This window comes from Synechococcus sp. UW179A (assembly GCF_900473965.1).
GTDB lineage: Bacteria > Cyanobacteriota > Cyanobacteriia > PCC-6307 > Cyanobiaceae > Synechococcus_C.
This window is the reverse complement of record NZ_UCNJ01000020.1, coordinates 24,900-43,592: the sequence shown is the minus strand read 5'-3', so window position 1 is coordinate 43,592 and position 18,693 is coordinate 24,900. Positions and strand designations below refer to the sequence as shown.

12 protein-coding genes and 1 pseudogene are annotated in these 18,693 nt (G+C 54.0%); 7 read left to right on the top strand and 6 right to left on the bottom strand.

What is annotated here, in order from left to right; genetic code table 11:
• Position 1 precedes the first annotated feature (1 nt).
• Genes DXY31_RS10640 through DXY31_RS10630 form a run of 3 tightly spaced genes read right to left on the bottom strand, consistent with a single transcriptional unit; the run spans position 2 to position 2,591 of the window.
• Positions 2-1,093 carry an MSMEG_0568 family radical SAM protein gene (locus DXY31_RS10640; protein WP_114993756.1) on the bottom strand — a complete coding sequence of 364 codons (1,092 nt, stop codon included), beginning with the start codon at positions 1,091-1,093 and terminating at the stop codon, positions 2-4.
• Positions 1,086-2,084, bottom strand: a complete 999-nt coding sequence (locus tag DXY31_RS10635) for a Nit6803 family nitrilase (protein ID WP_114993766.1) — start codon at positions 2,082-2,084, stop codon at positions 1,086-1,088. The genes DXY31_RS10640 and DXY31_RS10635 overlap by 8 nt, the downstream gene beginning before the upstream one ends.
• 24 nt (positions 2,085-2,108) lie before the next feature.
• Positions 2,109-2,591: an MSMEG_0572/Sll0783 family nitrogen starvation response protein gene (locus tag DXY31_RS10630; protein WP_114993755.1), complete on the bottom strand. Its 483-nt coding sequence runs from the start codon at positions 2,589-2,591 to the stop codon at positions 2,109-2,111.
• 166 nt (positions 2,592-2,757) lie between these two features.
• On the opposite strand from DXY31_RS10630, the gene DXY31_RS10625 reads away from it, so the two are divergent.
• Positions 2,758-4,065 (top strand): MSMEG_0569 family flavin-dependent oxidoreductase, encoded by a 1,308-nt coding sequence (locus DXY31_RS10625; protein WP_114993754.1) that lies wholly within the window; start codon positions 2,758-2,760, stop codon positions 4,063-4,065.
• Between the two features lie 333 nt (positions 4,066-4,398).
• On the opposite strand, the gene DXY31_RS10615 is transcribed toward DXY31_RS10625, so the two are convergent.
• The 3 genes from DXY31_RS10615 to DXY31_RS10605 are packed head-to-tail and all read right to left on the bottom strand — an operon-like array spanning position 4,399 to position 7,887.
• Complete coding sequence (locus DXY31_RS10615; RefSeq protein ID WP_114993752.1) at positions 4,399-6,171, bottom strand: transglutaminase domain-containing protein; 1,773 nt, start codon at positions 6,169-6,171, stop codon at positions 4,399-4,401.
• On the bottom strand, positions 6,168-7,025 hold the full coding sequence (locus tag DXY31_RS10610; RefSeq protein WP_114993751.1) for a hypothetical protein: 858 nt from the start codon (positions 7,023-7,025) through the stop codon (positions 6,168-6,170). The genes DXY31_RS10615 and DXY31_RS10610 overlap by 4 nt, the downstream gene beginning before the upstream one ends.
• Positions 7,012-7,887, bottom strand: a complete 876-nt coding sequence (locus tag DXY31_RS10605) for a MoxR family ATPase (RefSeq protein ID WP_244279704.1) — start codon at positions 7,885-7,887, stop codon at positions 7,012-7,014. Before DXY31_RS10605 ends, DXY31_RS10610 begins: the two co-directional genes overlap by 14 nt.
• A 670-nt stretch (positions 7,888-8,557) precedes the next feature.
• Here DXY31_RS10605 and DXY31_RS10600 point away from each other — a divergent pair.
• The 6 genes and pseudogenes from DXY31_RS10600 to fghA all read left to right on the top strand — a co-directional run bounded on the left by DXY31_RS10600 (position 8,558) and on the right by fghA (position 18,641).
• The gene (locus tag DXY31_RS10600; RefSeq protein WP_114993749.1) at positions 8,558-8,848 is read left to right on the top strand and encodes an antibiotic biosynthesis monooxygenase; all 291 of its coding nucleotides are present in this window, start codon (positions 8,558-8,560) and stop codon (positions 8,846-8,848) included.
• Positions 8,845-10,029 carry an iron-containing alcohol dehydrogenase gene (locus tag DXY31_RS10595; RefSeq protein ID WP_114993748.1) on the top strand — a complete coding sequence of 395 codons (1,185 nt, stop codon included), beginning with the start codon at positions 8,845-8,847 and terminating at the stop codon, positions 10,027-10,029. The genes DXY31_RS10600 and DXY31_RS10595 overlap by 4 nt, the downstream gene beginning before the upstream one ends.
• A gap of 1,457 nt (positions 10,030-11,486) precedes the next feature.
• Positions 11,487-12,320 (top strand): NmrA family NAD(P)-binding protein, encoded by an 834-nt coding sequence (locus DXY31_RS10585; RefSeq protein WP_114993746.1) that lies wholly within the window; start codon positions 11,487-11,489, stop codon positions 12,318-12,320.
• 1,112 nt (positions 12,321-13,432) lie between these two features.
• Positions 13,433-16,999, top strand: a complete 3,567-nt coding sequence (locus DXY31_RS10580; protein WP_114993745.1) for a DUF1996 domain-containing protein — start codon at positions 13,433-13,435, stop codon at positions 16,997-16,999.
• A gap of 324 nt (positions 17,000-17,323) precedes the next feature.
• Positions 17,324-17,766: pseudogene (locus tag DXY31_RS10575) on the top strand (zinc-binding dehydrogenase); the annotation flags it as partial.
• Between the two features lie 8 nt (positions 17,767-17,774).
• Complete coding sequence (gene fghA, locus DXY31_RS10570) at positions 17,775-18,641, top strand: S-formylglutathione hydrolase (protein ID WP_170953674.1); 867 nt, start codon at positions 17,775-17,777, stop codon at positions 18,639-18,641.
• Positions 18,642-18,693: the final 52 nt, after the last annotated feature.

Below are 18,693 nucleotides of genomic sequence, written 5' to 3'. Positions count from 1 at the left end.
GCTAAGAGGACACCTGTTCAAACAGCGCGAGAGCCGAGCAGGCGCCGCATTTGGCACAACCGGCGGACATCTGATCAGAGTGCAGATCACCCGATCGCAGCATTGCGGCAACACCCTGATAAACGTCGACCATGAAGGAGCTATCTGGTGAAGGATGACTCTCGAGTGGCGTTCCAGAAATCGGAACGAAGGGCACCACAAAGGGATAGACCCCCAGATCAATCAAGCGGCGACTGCAGGCAAGCAGGGCCTCCTTGCTGTCGCCAAGACCGGCCAGGAGATAGGTTGACACCTCGCCACGACCGAACACCGCAACGGCATCCGCGAAGGCTTCGTAATAGCGCTCAAGGCTGAGCTCCGATTTCCCCGGAAGGATCCGCTGTCGCACATCCGGCTCCACCACCTCAAGATGCATGCCAAGGCTGTCTATTCCAGACTCCTTCATGCGCCGATACCAGCTTGGATCCTCTGGCGGTTCACACTGACCCTGGATCGGGAGGTTCACACGACGTTTCACCGCTTCAGCGGTATCGGCCATCAGGCGAGCGCCGCGATCATCACTGTTGGGCGTGCCGGTGGTCATCACCAGTTGCTTGACCCCGTCCAGCCGGACGGCAGCCTCAGCCACCTCCGCAACCTGCTCGGGGGTTTTGCGAATCAACGCGCCGTTGTCGATCGACTGTTCAATGGCGCAGAACTGACAGGACTGCGATCGATCTCGGAAACGCATGCAGGTCTGCAGCAGCGTGGTCGCCAGGACATCCTTGCTGTGCAGCAAGGCGATGGACCGGTATGAAATTCCATCGGCAGTCGCCAGGCCGTAAAACGCAGGCTCCCGTGGAGTTGAAATCTCTGGAGCACAGGTCTGCGCAGGACCCTCGATCAACAGAGCGTGGCCTCTGGACGCCAGCCTGTAGGGCGACGATGCGGAGGCATCGTTATAAACAGGCACCATAAAAGTGGTGCCATCAAGCTCAAGCGCCCGGTGATCGGAGGGACCAGCCCCTCCCCGCCTTCCAGGGTTGCCCTTCACTTGGTCAACCCGAACCCCATTCACCTGGAGTTCAGTAACCAAGCGGCCAAGCTCAGACATGGTTCAACCCCTCCATCGATGAAATTGCATCGGAAACCGTGGCTGGCTCTAGTGGAACCGTCGAAGTGGTCATGTCTTGAACGGGAACCGCGGGCGTACTGTTGATGTGAAGAGACAGCAGTTCAGGACGGCTGTAATGGCCGACACTGTCCATCATCCGTTTGCGCTTGGTGATCAGTGCGAGATCCAGATCGGCGATCGCCAACCCCTCACCTTCAGGCAAAGGGCCAGCAAGATAACGACCTTCGGGACTAATCACGGCGGTATGACAACCCCCTTGAAAAGCTTTGTGCAAGCTTGACTCCGACGTGATCGACGCATAGTCATCGGGATCCAGCCAACCGGTGGAACAGATCACGAAACACCCTGCTTCCAGGGCGTGATGACGCATGGTGACGGCGGTCTGTTCACTGAAGATCGGCCCCACCAGCGAGCCGGGAAACTGAGCGCAATGGATCTCCTCTCCCTGGGCCATCAAGGCGTAACGGGCAAGGGGGTTGTAATGCTCCCAACAGGCCAGGGCTCCGACGCGGGCCAGTGGAGTGGGCACCACCTTCAGGCCTGATCCGTCACCTTGACCCCAGACCATTCGCTCGTGATAAGTCGGTGTAATTTTCCGCCGCTTCAAAGCAATCTCGCCGCAACTGTTAAACAACAGCTGCGTGTTGTAGAGCGTCCCACCATCACGTTCATTCACACCAAGGAGAACCTGCATTTCGTGTTGGCGTGCGGCAGCACCAACTGCATCAGTTACCGGGCCGGGTACCACCACGGCCTGTTCGTAGAGGGCCAGATGGGAACGACCCATCAAAACCGGTGGTTCAACAAACGAAAAATAGGGGTAATACGGGAGGAATGTTTCAGGAAATACGATCAGCTGAACACCCTGGCATGCTGCTTCAGCCACGGCATCGAGCACCCTCTGTAGGGATCCGTCCAGACTGAAAAGGGCAGGACGGATCTGGGCTGCAGCAACCTTAATTGTAGACAAAGTGAACAAACCCCAAAGTAAAAATCAGAGCGTCCAAGTATCAAGAATGAAAGCGCCTTCTTTGCGATGCATCAGGACAATGTCAAGAACATCGAGTGGATTAACTGGGGTAATTCCAGGCATTAAGGCCTTTTCACCATGACCATAAAGCGCCTGCAGAGCAAAGCGACAGGCATACACTTTTCCGCCCTGGTCCATGAACTTCTGGAGACGGGCATTGAAGTTCAAATGCCCGTCGAACGCCGCATCACCAAGCTTAGGGAACCCACGCATGACACCTAGGGTGACGCCAGGACCATATAGCAAGACTGAAGTCTCAAAGCCTTTGGAAATCAGACGACTGGCTTGCAGGAGATTGACAAGGCCGATGGATCCCTCGAAGGCCACTGTATGGAATGTGACCAGGGCTTTTTCCCCTGGATCGGCCTTAATATCGGGGAAGACTTTCTCCTCATAATCGACAAGGAAATCACCGGGCTGATTGGCGGGACGGTCAACTGCAGGCATGTAATCTTTTCATAATTGACTAAATCGTGGCCCAATCGTCCGGCCGCGAGATGTGCCCAATGCGACAAAAATCCAGGTCAGATCCAAAATTCTACTTTCCTCATTTTGTGCCTTCAGCTACATCGGCAGCGGAAGATTTCCCATAGTTATTAGGTATGTTGAGTTAATGCACGTCATATCAACCCAGAATGCAACTGCAAAGCGCCGTTCTGTTGTCATCGTCGGAGCAGGCCAGGCTGGTCTTTCCGTAGCTCATGAACTGAAACTGCAAGGGCTAAAACCTCTCGTTCTCGAAAAACACCGTGTCGCTTATGCATGGGATCAGCAACGCTGGGATTCGTTTTGTTTAGTCACACCAAACTGGCAATGCCGTCTGCCTGATTTCCCCTACGACGGCGATCAGCCAGACGGCTTCATGGACAAGATGTCCATTGTGAATTATCTCCAGCGCTTTGCTCAGCATGTCAACGCTGATTTACGCGAAGGAATCGCTGTCGAACGTTTGACACCCATTGGCAATGGCTACCGATTGGTCACCAGCGAGGGGGTGATCGATGCCGAACACGTCATCGTTGCCACTGGGGGATATCACAGACCCCGTCGTCATCCATACGCCGAACGTCTGCCCAGCTCGTTACTACAAATCGATGCGCGTTCTTACCGAAACCCTGATGCTCTCCCCGAGGGCCTTGTTTTGGTGGTCGGGAATGGCCAATCAGGTAGCCAGATCGCCGAAGACCTCCATCTTGCAGGGCGTTCTGTCCATCTGAGTGTGGGACGAGCCCCACGATCTCCGCGCCGTTACCGCGGCAAGGACGTTGTTGATTGGCTGGACCGGATGGGCTACTACGCCATGCCGATAAGCGATCACGCAGACCCACGGACCGTCCGAGCGAAGACCAACCATTACCTAACCGGACGTGACGGCGGTCGTGAAATTGACCTGCGCCGACGTGCGATGGAAGGGATGCACTTGCATGGTCGTCTATCCAGCATCACCGGAGACCACATCGGCTTCACCAATGATTTAGCCGCCAATCTTGATCAGGCCGATGCTGTGTACTGCCGCATTCGTAGCAGCATTGACAGCTGGATCGAAAAGGAGGGAATTGCTGCACCGATCGAACAGGCGTATTCCCCCTGTTGGCAACCCCCACCCGTGGATGACCCTGGCATTGATTTGAATACACAGCCCCTTGCTGCGGTGATCTGGTGTACGGGATATCGCGGCGATTTCAGCTGGATTGATGCGCCCGTTTTTGATGGGAGTGGATTGCCTGCCCATGATCGCGGGGTCACCCAAAGCGCCGGCCTGTATTTCATCGGTTTGCCATGGCTACATACCTGGGGCTCCGGGCGCTTCTGCGGCGTTGCCGATGATGCGCGATATCTCGCCAGGGTCATCAGCCTGCGTTTGCAGCGTCGCGATGCCTCCCTAGAAAAACTTGAATGCACGGCAATCTTGGGGTCATAGAACCTGGGGTTTCACCCATTAGATCCAACTGACAGGAAACGAATTACAAGCCAGCTTCAAGAAACCACCAAGACCTCAGTTGCACACCATCTATCCCAGTTTCACAAAATCCCAGAGTTAACTCAGGGATTAGCCCCGCAGACCAATTCAAGCAATGAAAGGCTAAGTAGCAGCTGCAGCCATCGGGGCCAGCTTTGGTTCTCAGATTGGATGCTGCTCGCCGCCACACAGTTCAGGTCATCTACCCACGATTCTGCGAGCCAGAGGCCTGAGCAGTTGCAGTGTCGATGCACAATAATTTCCATTCCATCCATGAAAGAGAAAACTAGATCCTCAGAGGTATGAGCGAAGACGTCGGCGAATGATGCGCCATTGGTGCAGCAGATCCCGGCGCCGTGAATCACTGAGCCGGGCATGGGCAATCAGCTGCTGCCGTTCAGCCATAGCCATCCACAGATCAGCCTGATCAGGATGAAGATGTGAAGCACGCTCGCAAAGTGCTGGAAAACTTTCGCCGGGCAAGGGCAGCACACCCAGCCGTGCAAGCAGGCGCAACGACTGATCAAGCGGTTGGCGTCCTGCCAGCGCGTGGCGCAACATCACCCAACCCAGACCGGAAGCGGCCATCGAGGCAAACAGCACTGTGAGACCGAGCCATCGCTGTTGGTCACCGAACAACCGTTGCAACCAGATCTGTTGACTGGACTGGTCAAAACCCAACCACCAACGGGTCCAGACCAGATCCAGGCCCCACCATTGCCGCTGGATCCACTGCCACCAGGCCAGCTTCGTCTCTGAACGCAGAGCTGATGGGAGTTGCTGAGGGAGAGAATTCTGAGCAGTGGAGGCGATCCAGAGCGTCGGGTCGACACGTTGCCAGCCTTCGTCGTTCAACCAGACATCCACCCAGGCATGGGCATCGCTCTGGCGCAGTTCGAGGTAGTCGACCCCGCCCAGGGGTTTCACCAGCTGGCCGCCTCGATAACCGCTGACAACACGGGCCGGAACATCTGCCGAGCGCAACAACGCCGCCAGGGCACTGGCGTAATGACCGCAGAACCCCACCTGGCGATCAAACAGAAAGTCATCGAGATCCAGCGCTGATCCAGGTTGAAGGCTGTATCGAAACGGCTGACTACGAAACCATTGCTCGACTGCTGCCAAGCGCTCACGATCACTGGGCAGGCTGCTGAACCCTCTTCCCAGCTGCCTGAGACGAAGCAATCCATCGGCTGGAAGCTGCCGCTCACTCCCCATTGGGGGCCGGCGTCGCCAGTCCTGCGCATTTCCATTGGCCTGCAATCGATAGGCCCGGCGCTGTCGAGAAGAGACATCCATCAACAGCTCCCCCTCCGGCGCGATCCACTGATTGGCAGCCACCGGAGCCGAACGCCCATCCCAAGGGAGCGCACGGGTTGCGGAGGGTTCGACAACCCACCACTGGCTGATCGCCGCAGTACTGCGCCCATCTCTGAGAGATTTCGGCGGTGCGGGAGAATCACGGTGCTGCCAACGACGTCCGTCAAACGTCTCGTGTACCAGCACACGCCAGTAGGCATCCATAGGCAAGACGACTCCCTGAGGCACGGTTATGCGGGCAGCGGAGGCTTGCACCGATGCCAATGTCGCGATGCTGAGCGGGTCGAGATCAGGAGAGAGCCCGGTGACAGCACCGCGCGCAGGACCAAACTGCGTTGTCCACAACGGCGGAAGACGAGGAACAACCAGGAACAGCACCAGGGCCAGAGGCAGAGCTGCCGCCAGCAGCTGAAGACTGCGTTGCAACAATCCACGAAATGACAACATCCCCTGGAGCTCATGACTGAGCAGAGCTGCAAGTGCGCTGCAAACGGCGATCAACTGCAAAGCAGAAGCCAACAGGCTTTGCAGCTGTGCCGCCAGCAACCCCGCTGACAGCAACTGCAGCAACGCCACCAACCGCCAGTCAAAAGGCCTGCGGGACTCGCTCAACTTGAACATGGCGCAGATCACCAGGGCCCAGGTCGGCCAGGTGAGCGCCGCTGCGCTGTTCAATACAAAGCACTGCAGCAGCAACGGCGGGAAGGCGCACCAGGCCAGCACTCCTGTTGGCGGCCTGCGGATCATGCTGTCGCCAATGCCTCCAAACAGGCATTGCGATGACGCAGACCCAGATCCGGTGCCAGGGTTTTGCCGCGGAGATGCAGTCCATAACGCACACCCTGCTGATGCAACTGCATCACCCGCTGAGCCAGGTGTTCAACAGCCCGATCCAATGGCAGACCCGACGCCGGTTCCAGCATCCACACCTGATTGCTGGGATCGGTGAACACTTTCGCCTGCAGCGGGCGCCCCCGGGCGGCACCGGTCCAGTCAACAACGGATGGTCTCTCCTGATCACGCACGTCGCGAAGATCGTGCCATTCATCCAGACCATCGCGGGACTGAGACGCTGACTGCTCGCCCACTGGACCTGAGTGAAGACGTGGCCAAACCAACTGAGCCTGTGGAGGCAGCCACCGCATCCAGCAGATGAACAGGCCCAGAGGAGCGATGGTCTCGATCTGCAGCTGGGGTGGCCTTTGCCAGCCACGACGCTGCGGAGTCCAGGGGAGATCAAGCGTTGTGATTCCCGCTGCCAACTGCAGGTCTGCAGCCTCAGACCCGTCGCGGAAGCGCAGACGCATCGGAGGCCGTGGCGAACGGGTTTCCAGAATCAGCGGGTAAGTGGTGCTTTCAGCGGCAAATGCGGGAGCTGGCTGACCGCAGCGCAAAGTCAGACCATGCAGCGTGTCGTGGGTGAGAAACATCGCCAGCAGCATCACGCCCAGCATCAGAAAGCCAAGAAGCAAGGTGCTGTTACTGGAGGTCTGAATCGCCACCAGCAGCAGAAACGCCGCCGCGGCAAGCCAGAGGAGACCGAAGCGGCTGGGAACGATGTAGAGGGATCTCAGTCCGAGCTTGAGCTCATCGCAACGCATTCACCCGCTCCAGGAGATCGGTGCTGAGGGGCGTGCCTGCGTTCGCTGGGCAGCCGGCATCAAGGCGATGCTCCACCACGGCCGGCAACACCGCCTGCACGTCGTCAACCAGCACGTGGTCTCTGCCATCGATGAGTGCCCATGCGCGTGCTGCCGAAACAAGCCCCTGGCTGGCCCTTGGAGACAGGCCCTCCTGGTTGCGCCGGGTCGCCTCCACGAGGTCGAGCACGTACTCCAGCAGCTGCTCGGAGCAGTACTGAGCCGCGCAGCGCTGCTGCAGCCGAAGCAGCACCTGATCATCAACCCCTTGCAGACTCTCAACAGGAGAGCCAACACCGCGAAGCAGCTGACGCTCCGCGTCGCGGTCGGGGAAACCAAGACTGACGCGCATCAGAAAACGATCGAGTTGCGCCTCAGGCAGAGAACTTGTACCCACCTGATCCAGACTGTTCTGGGTGGCGATCACAAAAAAGGGCTGTGGCAGCGTATGGCTGATGCCATCAATACTCAAGCGCCCAGCCGCCATGGCCTCCAGCAGTGCGCTTTGGGTGCGAGGACTGGCGCGGTTAATCTCGTCAGCCAGCAACACCTGGGTGAACAAAGGACCCGGCTGGAAATGAAAGGTTGCGTCCGCCTGATGGAAAATGTTGATCCCGGTCAGGTCAGCGGGAAGCAGGTCACTGGTGAAGCTCACCCGCTTGAATGCCAGCGAAAACACGGTTGCCAGTGCTTCGGCCAAGGTCGACTTGCCCATTCCGGGGCGATCTTCGATCAACAGATGCCCCCCTGCCAGCAGACAACTGAAAGCCAGCCGCACCTGGTGCTCCTTACCGAGCAGCACGCCACCAACAGTTTTCGTCAACTGAAGCAGCTCAGCAGTCACCGGAGAAAGAGAACAAGCTCCCATACAGATTGGCAGGCCTAATGAAGAAGCTGTTGCCAACGCTCTGACTGACTCAAGCAGTTGCCCTTGGTCGTGCCCAGTTGCACAACAAACCAAAGACAACGCAGGGTCAGCTCCGCTAAGCAAACTGCAATTAGAAACTCCAAATTGGCAACAGCGTCCACCAGGGCCAGCTCTGGTCAGCAGGATTTACACCAGCTCAGCCACCACGCACCCCATCAATGCAGTGATTCTGTAAAGGAATGGATCAGGCCGGTGTGAAACCACCCACCCCTGCGCAAAACAGCACCACACGCCACGCCGGTTGCCGCCAACTCAACCTCGTCGATGGACACGGTCATCAACAGCCAACATGGGGCGGTGGGTGCATTTACAGGTGGGATGGATGCGAGTGATCAAGCGCTGTCATCCACCGGATGACGCCCCCTCTGAAGTTACTAAGAACTCATCCCGACGCGGATTCCTACCAATGACTACGAGCTGATCGTCGACCGGATCACCTGACCCCGACGCCTTAAGTCCTCTCATTCGGCAATCTCATCAGCAGCCAAATCAGCTCATAACCCAAGCAATCTGCGATCTGCGCGGGAGATGGTTGGATAGAACTTCACTGTGTCTCTGGTCTCCGATGCACGTCACTTGCGTTCACATCCACGTGAAATCTGATCGGATCGAGGAGTTCCGTCAGGCTTCAACACTGAATCACAGGGAATCCATCCAGGAGCCAGGCAATCAACGCTTTGACCTCCTTCAAAGCAAAGACGACCCCACTCTGTTTCTGCTCTACGAGGCGTACGAATCCGAGGCTGCTGCAGCGGCACACAAGACCACGCCGCATTACCTCAAGTGGAAGGAAACCGTCGCAGATTGGATGGCTGAGCCGCGGAAAGGTGTTGCTTACGAATCCGTCGCCCCATGACGGTTTCGTTTTCTTTTGCGCGCGTCCCGCCGATTCACTGCGGAATGGGAACGCTCCAAGAGATCACAGATTGGCTGCGCTCACATAACGCTCAATCTGTCCTGCTTGTGACAGGACAGGCTTCGCTGGAGGCGATGGGACAGCTGAGCGTGGTGGAGTGCTTAATCAAAGACGCTGGTACTAAATATTCCCGTGTGATCTCTACAGGAGAACCCAGTACAGAGCTGGTGGATCGCGTTACCCAGCAGTGGTTTGACCAGGGCCTTGATGCTGTGGTTGGCATTGGCGGCGGCAGCGTAATCGATTTCGGCAAGGCGATTGCCGCGATGCTTCCCCACGGAAATTCCGTGCTCGATCACCTGGAGGGCGTAGGCCGTGGTCGGGCCCACAGCGGAATCACCCTGCCTTTCCTGGCGATTCCCACCACATCAGGAACCGGTGGAGAAGTCTCCAAAAATGCGGTGCTGAGCCATGTGGGACCGAATGGCTACAAGAAGTCACTACGCCATGACAACTTTGTCCCCAACACAGTGATTCTTGATGGTTCTCTGCTGACTGGTGCCGATGCTGATGTCACGGCAGCGTGCGGTATGGACGCCTTCACCCAGCTGCTGGAGCCGTTTCTCTCTCCCATGGCAACACCGCTGAGCGACGCAATTGTCTGGAGCGGGCTCCAGCACTTGGTGCCGAATTTGCGGCGTGCTTGTGGAGAGGGATCCTCCGATCCGCAAGTGCGTCTAAGCATGGCCTACGGCTCGCTCTGTTCTGGAATTGGATTAGCGAATGCCGGCCTGGGAATTGTTCATGGCCTGGCTGGGCCGATTGGGGGATGGTTCGCGATCCCCCACGGCGTGATTTGTGGAACGTTGATGGCTGCCGCTCAGCAACAGAACTGGAGCGCACTGCAACAACGCGATCCCCATCATCCAGCAGTTGAACGGATGGCCCGTGTTGGTCGGTTGATGCCAGGTGGTAGCAGCCTCAGTGACAACAAGGCTGCCGTAGACCACTTCACAAAAAGCTTGCTCAATTGGGTAGAGGAACTCAAAATTCCCCGCCTGGGAAGTTACGGCATCACCGCTGCAGATCTAGATCGCATCGTTGAGGCAGCAAGCAACCGCAACAATCCCATTGCACTCACACCATCAGAAATCAAGATATTGCTGCAAACAAGGCTATAGACAGGTTCGTTTGGCAATTCTCTGGCGCTGAACAGGGGCATTGGACGGATAAAAGAATGAATGCATCAAACGTTTACGCCCCCGTTTTGGTGACTTTCGGAACTAGCCAACAGACTTAAGGCATTCCCAAGGTGGCACTTCGAGAAAAAAGACTCCCACAAGAGCCTACCTCTTGAATAGCCATGTCCTAATTGATAGCCCGAGCTTGAACAGCAGCACCTCTCGGTAAGGAAGGGAACTCCAACTCTCCGTCAAGGCGCAATGCCAACCGGAACCATGAACACTAAACCTTTTTAATCGCTCTAAAGAGGGGCAATTGATCCAATCAATATTCAAGGTCTGATGAACTAACCAGTTGCGTTGTAACAAGCCCTATTTCACAACTTTGCAAGGACAACCGAGAGACATACCCCTCAAAACTCTTTATGCAACCAAGCGCTAAGAGGCAGCAACGAACATTTTGAAAGGGATAACTGTAAGACTGACTGACGACATACTTCTTTTCAGTGAATGCACAGACTCATTCTTCTGAAGAACACAACATCGGGAAACGATCAACGTTTTTGAGCAATAGCCCCAACCCTGACATCTACTTGTCAAATAAAAGCAAAGGTTACTGGCATTTGCTGACGCCAGCCTGCCTACCTATCCCGTTTCCAACAACAACTTAGTGTCATGTCATTCCGCACAACTAACAACAGACGAAAGCGACCCTGCCAAAACTGGCCCTGCTGACGAAATCCTTTGAACAGCTTCGCTGTAACGCCCCACATTCAACACACGTTGGTTTTCAACCATGCTCGAAGCAGCCTCTCGCCTTGCCTCGACCCTGCTCCGAGCAGATTTAACCCCTCCCCAGGCTGCAATCCACTCAAGTTGATCATGATTTTCGATCCGATCAACCTCGTCCCACTGCTCCGCCTCGCTCTTGCAGCTCCACTCCCTATCCAATTGGAGCTGAAAGCGGAGCATCTGACGGATGGCATGGCGATCGGCTGAGGTCATGGAAGAGAGTCAGGTCATACCAAAACACTACTACCGGTGTAAAGGCCAAGCATAGCGACGGCAAAAACACTACCTGTGGACACCATTCAGCTCCGCATCAACGACTTGAAACCAGTCGGAGACGCGCGTATGGATTGATTGATTGATTCTGTTGACTGACGCGATCGCAACCTGAACGCTCGTACAAACCAAGACAGCGAATCAACGCTGGGAATCAAAAGTCAGGGCCCTGATCCAATCAGTAACTGCTGAGGGGACGAACAGGAGGAAGCTGCGACGCTGCCAATCTGAGTGCGAAACTCGGGCTTGAGCAACAGAGCCTGCTTTCTTCATCTAGGCACTGACACAGCAATGGAGGAAAATCCTGACGGGATTAATCGGTAACGAATCAATAGACAAAGCTCGACCTAGAGTCGAGATGAGAATCAAAACCTAAGTCAAAAGCAAAGAATATGATTGTTGTCACTGGTGCGACAGGAAATGTTGGAGGTCATACAGCCGAATTGCTCCGAAGCCAGGGACATCGAGTACGTGGGCTGAGTCGACATCCCTCACACCCTGATGATCTGGCAGTCAACCTTGAAGATGCAGCAGCTGTTGTTGCTGCATTAGATGGGGCCGATTCCGTTTTCGCGATCGTACCCGCGGTTGCAAATCAGCTAACGATGGAGGTGAATCTGATCGCTGCGGCCAAACAGGTCGGAGTAAACCATTACGCACGACTCTCCTCACTGGGTGCTGATCCAAACGGGGATGATTCAGTCTCCCGGATTCACGGTCAGGCGGAACAAAACTTGGAAAAATCCGGGCTTTTCTACACCCACATCAGAGCGAACTACTTCATGCAGATGTTCCTCTCCCAAGCTGAGAACATCAGCCAACAAAATGTGTTTGCAATCTGTTCAGTCGGCACTGCAGAGGTAGGGTTTATCGATACTCGTGATATCGCAGCCGCAGCTGTCGTAGCACTAACCAAGGATGGTTACGCAGGGAAAACATTACGACTCACTGGACCGGAGCTGTTGACGTTTCCTGAAGCCGTGGAACTGTTGGGCAAGGCAATTGGATGCAAAATCAACTACTACGACATGGACTGCAGCGAATATCGCAAGATTATGTTGGATGTTGGCGTCTCTGAGTTTCTAGCAGATCACGTAATAGGTCTTTACAGCCGAATTGGCTCAGGCAGCTCTGCAGTCACAACAAATGAAGTTGCTTCGATCACGGGGAAAACTCCACGCACCTTTAAAACATTTGCAGCCGACTATGCTGAGCAGTTTCGCTGAAATAACAATGAAAATGTAAAACACATCCAATGAATATGCTCATCATCATCTCTTGAGAAGCATCGGTACCGAAAGACTTACAGACCTGAGCACAATGCTCGAATCAGACAAAAGACCTGCTCGACTGACAGAAGAGATTGGGAACCTGACGTCCCCTGAAACTTACGACCTCGTCGCAGTTTTGCCTGTAAACCCAGCACAAGCTCATCTCCAGAGGCTAGCTCCGGCAATTCGATCTACGTTTTTTGAGTAACAACCCCAACTCTTACGACTGCCACCTTGGACTGATCTTAAGGATGTTGGCCTTCGCTTACACGAGCCTACCTAACTATCACGATTCTGCCAGCCGCCACCAGGGGCACGTTGATCTGAAAGCTAGACCTACCAAGCAGCTACTGAGCTCAGATGTCATGCCAATCATTCTGCCCAGTGGAAGCGATCAGCGGCGGTCTTAGCAAAGTGTCGAATGAGGCAAAGTCGCAACAATCAGATTCTTAGTGCCATTCGGGGCTGATTTTTTTACAAAACCGCATCAATAAGCCAGTAATTACGCACAACAAGACTCATTAGCAGTTTCAAGCAGTGCAGCGAAGAGCAAGCCTCACATAGCCTTCCCCAAAGTAGCCTTCTACAAAGCAGCCTTCATGAAAACAATAACGGCAAACCCTACTTCAGACTCATCGAAGAATCAGGCAATAGCAATAGCAAAAATAAACTCCAGAGGCGCTTGGCGAATGACCATCAATCCAGCAGGCTATTCCTCATCAGAAGCTATCTTTTGTGAACCAGTGACGACGGCTCAGCTCGCACGACAACCAAGCGCCATAGCACGATTACCAAATACAGATGGAATGATTGCTGCTGATCTTTCCATCAATTCGATGACTCCTCTCTAAAGAGCTCCGGGATAGCAACCCAATCATTTTCACATCAAGACTTGACAAACCATAGCGATTGAGCCATAGCAACAAGGCACTAAAAGCCCCGGGCAATACTTCTAGTCGATCAACCTTACCGGTGTAACGAAACGCAGCGATTGTCTTTTTAATGATGAGTCAGATTTAGTTACACGTTTTGGGAAGTGAGTCACAACTGATGGATTAGCTCGGCGCATGTTGAGAAAGATCATTAGTGGCATTCATCCACATCCCTTCATGATTGAAAACATCCTGATATGGCCAGACGACGACGTCGTCATGCAGACAGGCGTCGAAACAGGGATCTACGGCGAATTACCCGGCCGTGAAATTGGGACTGCCGTTGAGGTCAGGATTCTCCACCTTGACTCCGGACAGTACTGGCGACCGGAGGGCAGATTTGGCGAGGAGACGACTCACAAAGGTGTAGTAGTTGCTGATGATGGGCACTGGCGACTACTAATGACGCCAGCAGCGAGTGGTGCTTATCGAATTGAGGTAATGGAGACCAGCCCGGAAGGATCTATAACCTTGGCCAGCACTGAATTCAGTGTGGTTGGTGAAGATCTAACAAATGGCTTCGAATCTGCTGTTGCAACGAATGCTGATCAAATCAATGCGGGTGATGGGAGTTCTGAGTTCGCAACAAGCGATGCAGCTTCTGAAGAGGCAACAACAAACAATTTTTCCAATACTGAAGCAGCTACCAGACCGTTCTGGGAAGGTCGTCGCGGAATCGGGTTTTCAATCGATTCTCAAGGACAATGGCTCAATCAGGAGCGGCTGGAATCAGCCTTACTCAAGGTCTCAGCTCTTGGCTTCGACACGATCCGTACTTGGGGCACTAACGCTTACACCGGTCGAATCCTCGAAGCAATCAACCAGATGGATCTTGACTTGAAGGTACAAGCTGGTATTTATATCACTAATGAAAGTGATGCAGCGCAATTAATAGACCAGGCTCTGGAGGTGACTCAACCCTATGAGCAGTACATCCTGGGATTCAGCCTTGGGAACGAACAGCTTGCTGACTGGAATCCCAATGCCCTAGGGGTGTCAGACGTTCGTGAGCAGGTTCAGATATTTCGCGAACGTAGTGATTTATCGATCACCTATAACTTTGCAGGCGAAACATTACGACCAAACAGCAGTTTTTGGAGTCAACAAGGCGACAAGCTTCTTGAGGAACTGGATTACATCAATGTGCATTCCTATGCAGGTTTTTTTGACAATCGCTCCAACCCTGAATGGACTCCACAGGACCAAGTTGAGATCTTGAAAGCAGATGAAACTCTTTTTCGGTCTGTCCTGGACAGCTTTGATCTTGTTGATACTCCATTGATATTGGGTGAAACAGGGTGGCAAAGCAGCGGCTACGCAGATCAAGTCACAAACACAGACAACATGAAGACATATTTTCAGGAAGTAAGTAGTTACATTGAAAATGACATGGCGATATTTGATAGTATGTTTTATTTCAACTTCAGTGATGAATCATGGAAAGGACCTGATGATGATTGGGGCTTGTTCACTGAAGGCAATGAAACTAGTCTTGGCAGTGCAAAGTTTGATGAAAGATATATTTCAAATTTTACGCCAACGATCCAGACCGAGGAAATCTCCAATCGTCGCTTGATCGCTGATTCCGGTACCGCCAGATTATGGGTGGACGACGCCACCGGACAGGCCTTTGTCCAGAAAGAGAGTGATGAACCTCTGCTCATTCGCCGTAACGACAACTACTGGAACGGTGATATTCCCCTGGTGCGGGAAGAGGCTGAACTTGTCGGCGCTGCAGTGGATGCCATGGGACGGATCCGCGTGCTCGATCGTGGACCTTGGGGTGATTTCAACTGGATACTGAACGACAGCGGCATGTTCACTGGTGAGCAGGGACCTGCTGAAACCACCAACGAGAGCAATGAGCTCCTCTTTCAGCTGGATCTCAATCTGGATCAGATCATCGGCACAGCTGAACAAGGAAATGGCGATGAACAACCTGCTGGCGAGGACGCCGATGATTCGAACGATGCCTCCAATCGTCGCTTGATCGCTGATTCCGGTACCGCCAGATTGTGGGTGGACGACGCCACCGGACAGGCCTTTGTCCAGAAAGGGAGTGATGAACCTCTGCTCATTCGCCGTAACGACAACTACTGGAACGGTGATATTCCCCTGGTGCGGGAAGAGGCTGAACTTGTCGGCGCTGCAGTGGATGCCATGGGACGGATCCGCGTGCTCGATCGTGGACCTTGGGGTGATTTCAACTGGATACTGAACGACAGCGGCATGTTCACTGGTGAGCAGGGACCTGCTGAAACCACCAACGAGAGCAATGAGCTCCTCTTTCAGCTGGATCTCAATCTGGATCAGATCATCGGCACAGCTGAACAAGGAAATGGCGATGAACAACCTGCGGATGAGGATGCAGACGCTTTTGAACTAACGGGCTTCTCCCAGGGAGAGTTTGTCTCGAATATCGCTTTCAGCCACAGGGCCGCGGCTGATCCGATCGTTGCGCCGGGAAATGCGCAATTCATGCATTCCCATGACTTCTTTGCCAATACCAGCACCGATGAGAACTCAACCGTTAGCTCTTTGCTGAGAGCAGGAAGCACAGCGGCACAACCAACCAACAATTTTTCCACTTACTGGACACCCAGCTTGGTTAACGAAGGCACAGATGGGCTTGGAGGGGATTGGAGCTATGTCACACCCAAAGCCAGCTCAATCGCCTACTACAGCGTGCTTCAGCCCAATGATCCGAATCTTTTGGTCAATATGCCAACAGGATTGAAGATGATCACTGGATCGGCAAAACCCAATCAACGCCAATCCCGGGCTGAAGTGTTCTGGAATTACATCGGTGAATCATCCTCCTATGACCACATTCCCCTAGGTGATGAGTGGCGTGATTTACCTCTTCAGGCTGTGATTATTTTTCCAGACCATTGGAACGGAAATCAGCTTGACAGCAACGATCACAAAAGCCATCTCACCTATGGATCAGGCTCAGAGGCGCATCCCTTACTGATCCCTCAACTGCAATTGCAGATTCACTACGGCCGAATCGACAACAACCTTCACCTGGTGAGCTCTGATTACATGAATCTGCCTGAAGCCGGCAGCGATCTGGATCAGCGGCTTCTTCAAGCTAGTGACAATGATCTCAGTTTCCGTAATGGCGAAGATGGATTCGCACCGGGTTGGAGCTTGCATGCCGACCATATTCATCTGCCTTGGGAGGAGACCGCACCCACTGGTGAGCAGGTGGACGGGTTTGCACGGCGAGAAGAAGATGCTCTGCGCCTGCCCTTGTTTGCAGGAACTGATGGTGATGCTGTACGACCGATCCCTACAGGAATCTTACAGCCTTATTCCAGTGAACGGGCCATCCTCCCCATTCTGGGAACACCTGGTGAAAACCGGCTGATCGGAAGTGAAACCTCTGATCGACTAGAGGCACTCGAGGGGGATGACTTTCTGATCGGCGGACCCGGGTCCGATCGACTCATCGGTGGTGATGGAGCTGATCACTTCATTCTTGAGGGGATCCATGATTCAACCTGGGACAATCCGGATGAAATCATTGGCTTTTCTGCTGAAGATCGGCTCGATTTGAGTTCTCTCAACCTGGGAACTGGCTCGATCCAGCTGGAGCAGATGAATCCAAGCTCATGGATGCTATCTGCAACTGGAACCGATCTTGCTGTTGAGATTCGAACTGGGCAGATCGGATTGGAGCAAATTCTGTTGACCTAAACAACGAAAATCAGCTCGGACATTCTTTCCGACTACAAATAAGCTCTCAACAATACTGACGTCTTCACCCTGTTGACTTCAGTCGTTTGTTGTTGAGTCAGAAACTCTCAATGACTCTTGAAGTCTGTTGTCAGTTCAGCAATGAAGTAACCGCCCTATGCCTGTTCGAAACACAGAACAACGCCCATGGTCAGCTAGCCGTGAAGTTGATCAAACTGAATCTTGAATGGAACAATTTCTGGCAGTTTTCATAGTCAAAACCTGCCCAAAGTCCAAACATTTGTCCTCTGACGAGATGCCCTCAGTTACATCTGATCTCCCTTCATCGCTCAGCCGCTTGAAGCGACCGAATGCATCAACCCTCGTGACTATGCAACACCAATCCAGGAGGTGCTGATCGGCATCACCGATGGAGGTGTGGACTATTCCTTTGAATCCATCGGCAACATCGACGTCATCCATGCAGCCCTCGAGGCCTGTCACAAGGGCTGAGGGGAGTCGACAATCATCGGCGTTGCGGGAGCAGGCCAGGAAATCAGTTCGAGACCGTTTCAGCTGGTGACGGGTCGGGTCTGGCGGGGATCAGCTTTTGGAAGAGTGGAAGAACGAAACCAGCTTCCTGGCTACGTCGAGAGTTTTCAGAAAGGGGCATTCCCCTGGACAGATTCATCACGCACACCATGAAACAAGAAGAGATCAATCAAGCCTTCGAGCTAATGCACAGGGGTGAAAGCATCCGATCTGTCATTCATTTCTATGCGCAATGACCAGAACCATGAAGTTGATCAACTGTCATCGCTGCTTCGCTGGAGAACAACGCCGCTACAAACTGGAATCGCACCAGCTGAACAGCTCCACAACGGTTGGGGTCTTTCTTCCAAAGCAGGCATTGGGACCGAGGCCTGAACGCGTTCCTGTCCTGATCTGGCTTTCAGGCCTTACCTGCAATGACGAAAACGCCGTTCAGAAAGCGGGTGCACAGCGACGTGCCGCCGCACTCGGGCTTGCGTTGATCATGCCAGACACCAGCCCACGCGGGGATGACGTTCCTGGCGATCCTCAAGGTCAGTGGGATTTCGGACATGCTGCCGGCTTCTATGTGGACGCCGAAAAGCAGCCCTGGTCATTGCACTACAGAATGCACAGCTTCGTCGTTGAGGAGCTGATCTCACAACTGTGCACTGAAGTGCCCCTGGACGATCAGCGACTGGGGATCTCAGGCCACTCCATGGGTGGCCACGGTGCACTGGTGCTGGGTCTGCGTCATCCCCATCTCTACCGCTCGGTGTCTGCAGTGGCTCCGATTGCACACCCAGGTCAGTGCCCATGGGGTCGGAAGGCGTTCAGCCATCTGCTCGGCACAACACCTGAAGAACAGCTCAGATGGCGTCGATGGGATGCTGTGACTCTCCTGGAGGATGGTCATCTCAGGAATGACTGCCTTCTGGTAGACGTCGGCTCAGCTGATCCCTTCCTCAGAGAGCAGCTGCGTCCAGAGGACCTTCGCCATGCCTGTGTCAGAAGCGGTCAGAGTCTTGAGCTGGTGATCCATGAGGGCTATGACCACAGCTATTTTTTCGTGGCAAGCGTGATCGACCGCCACATTGACCATCACGCCAGAGCTCTCAAGACAGACATTTGAACAGACTTAAGACATTTGTTGAGACAGGTGTCTGACAAGCAGAAAAAGGCAG

Bases quoted from the DNA above. Each gene is read 5' to 3' on its own strand.
- DXY31_RS10585 (WP_114993746.1), top strand. From the start codon at position 11,487: ATGATTGTTGTCACTGGTGCGACAGGAAATGTTGGAGGTCATACAGCC.
- fghA (WP_170953674.1), top strand. From the start codon at position 17,775: ATGAAGTTGATCAACTGTCATCGCTGCTTCGCTGGAGAACAACGCCGC.
- DXY31_RS10600 (WP_114993749.1), top strand. From the start codon at position 8,558: ATGCACGTCACTTGCGTTCACATCCACGTGAAATCTGATCGGATCGAG.
- DXY31_RS10595 (WP_114993748.1), top strand. From the start codon at position 8,845: ATGACGGTTTCGTTTTCTTTTGCGCGCGTCCCGCCGATTCACTGCGGA.
- DXY31_RS10630 (WP_114993755.1), bottom strand. From the start codon at position 2,591: ATGCCTGCAGTTGACCGTCCCGCCAATCAGCCCGGTGATTTCCTTGTC.
- DXY31_RS10615 (WP_114993752.1), bottom strand. From the start codon at position 6,171: ATGATCCGCAGGCCGCCAACAGGAGTGCTGGCCTGGTGCGCCTTCCCG.
- DXY31_RS10640 (WP_114993756.1), bottom strand. From the start codon at position 1,093: ATGTCTGAGCTTGGCCGCTTGGTTACTGAACTCCAGGTGAATGGGGTT.
- DXY31_RS10625 (WP_114993754.1), top strand. From the start codon at position 2,758: ATGCACGTCATATCAACCCAGAATGCAACTGCAAAGCGCCGTTCTGTT.
- DXY31_RS10610 (WP_114993751.1), bottom strand. From the start codon at position 7,025: ATGCGTTGCGATGAGCTCAAGCTCGGACTGAGATCCCTCTACATCGTT.
- DXY31_RS10580 (WP_114993745.1), top strand. From the start codon at position 13,433: ATGTTGAGAAAGATCATTAGTGGCATTCATCCACATCCCTTCATGATT.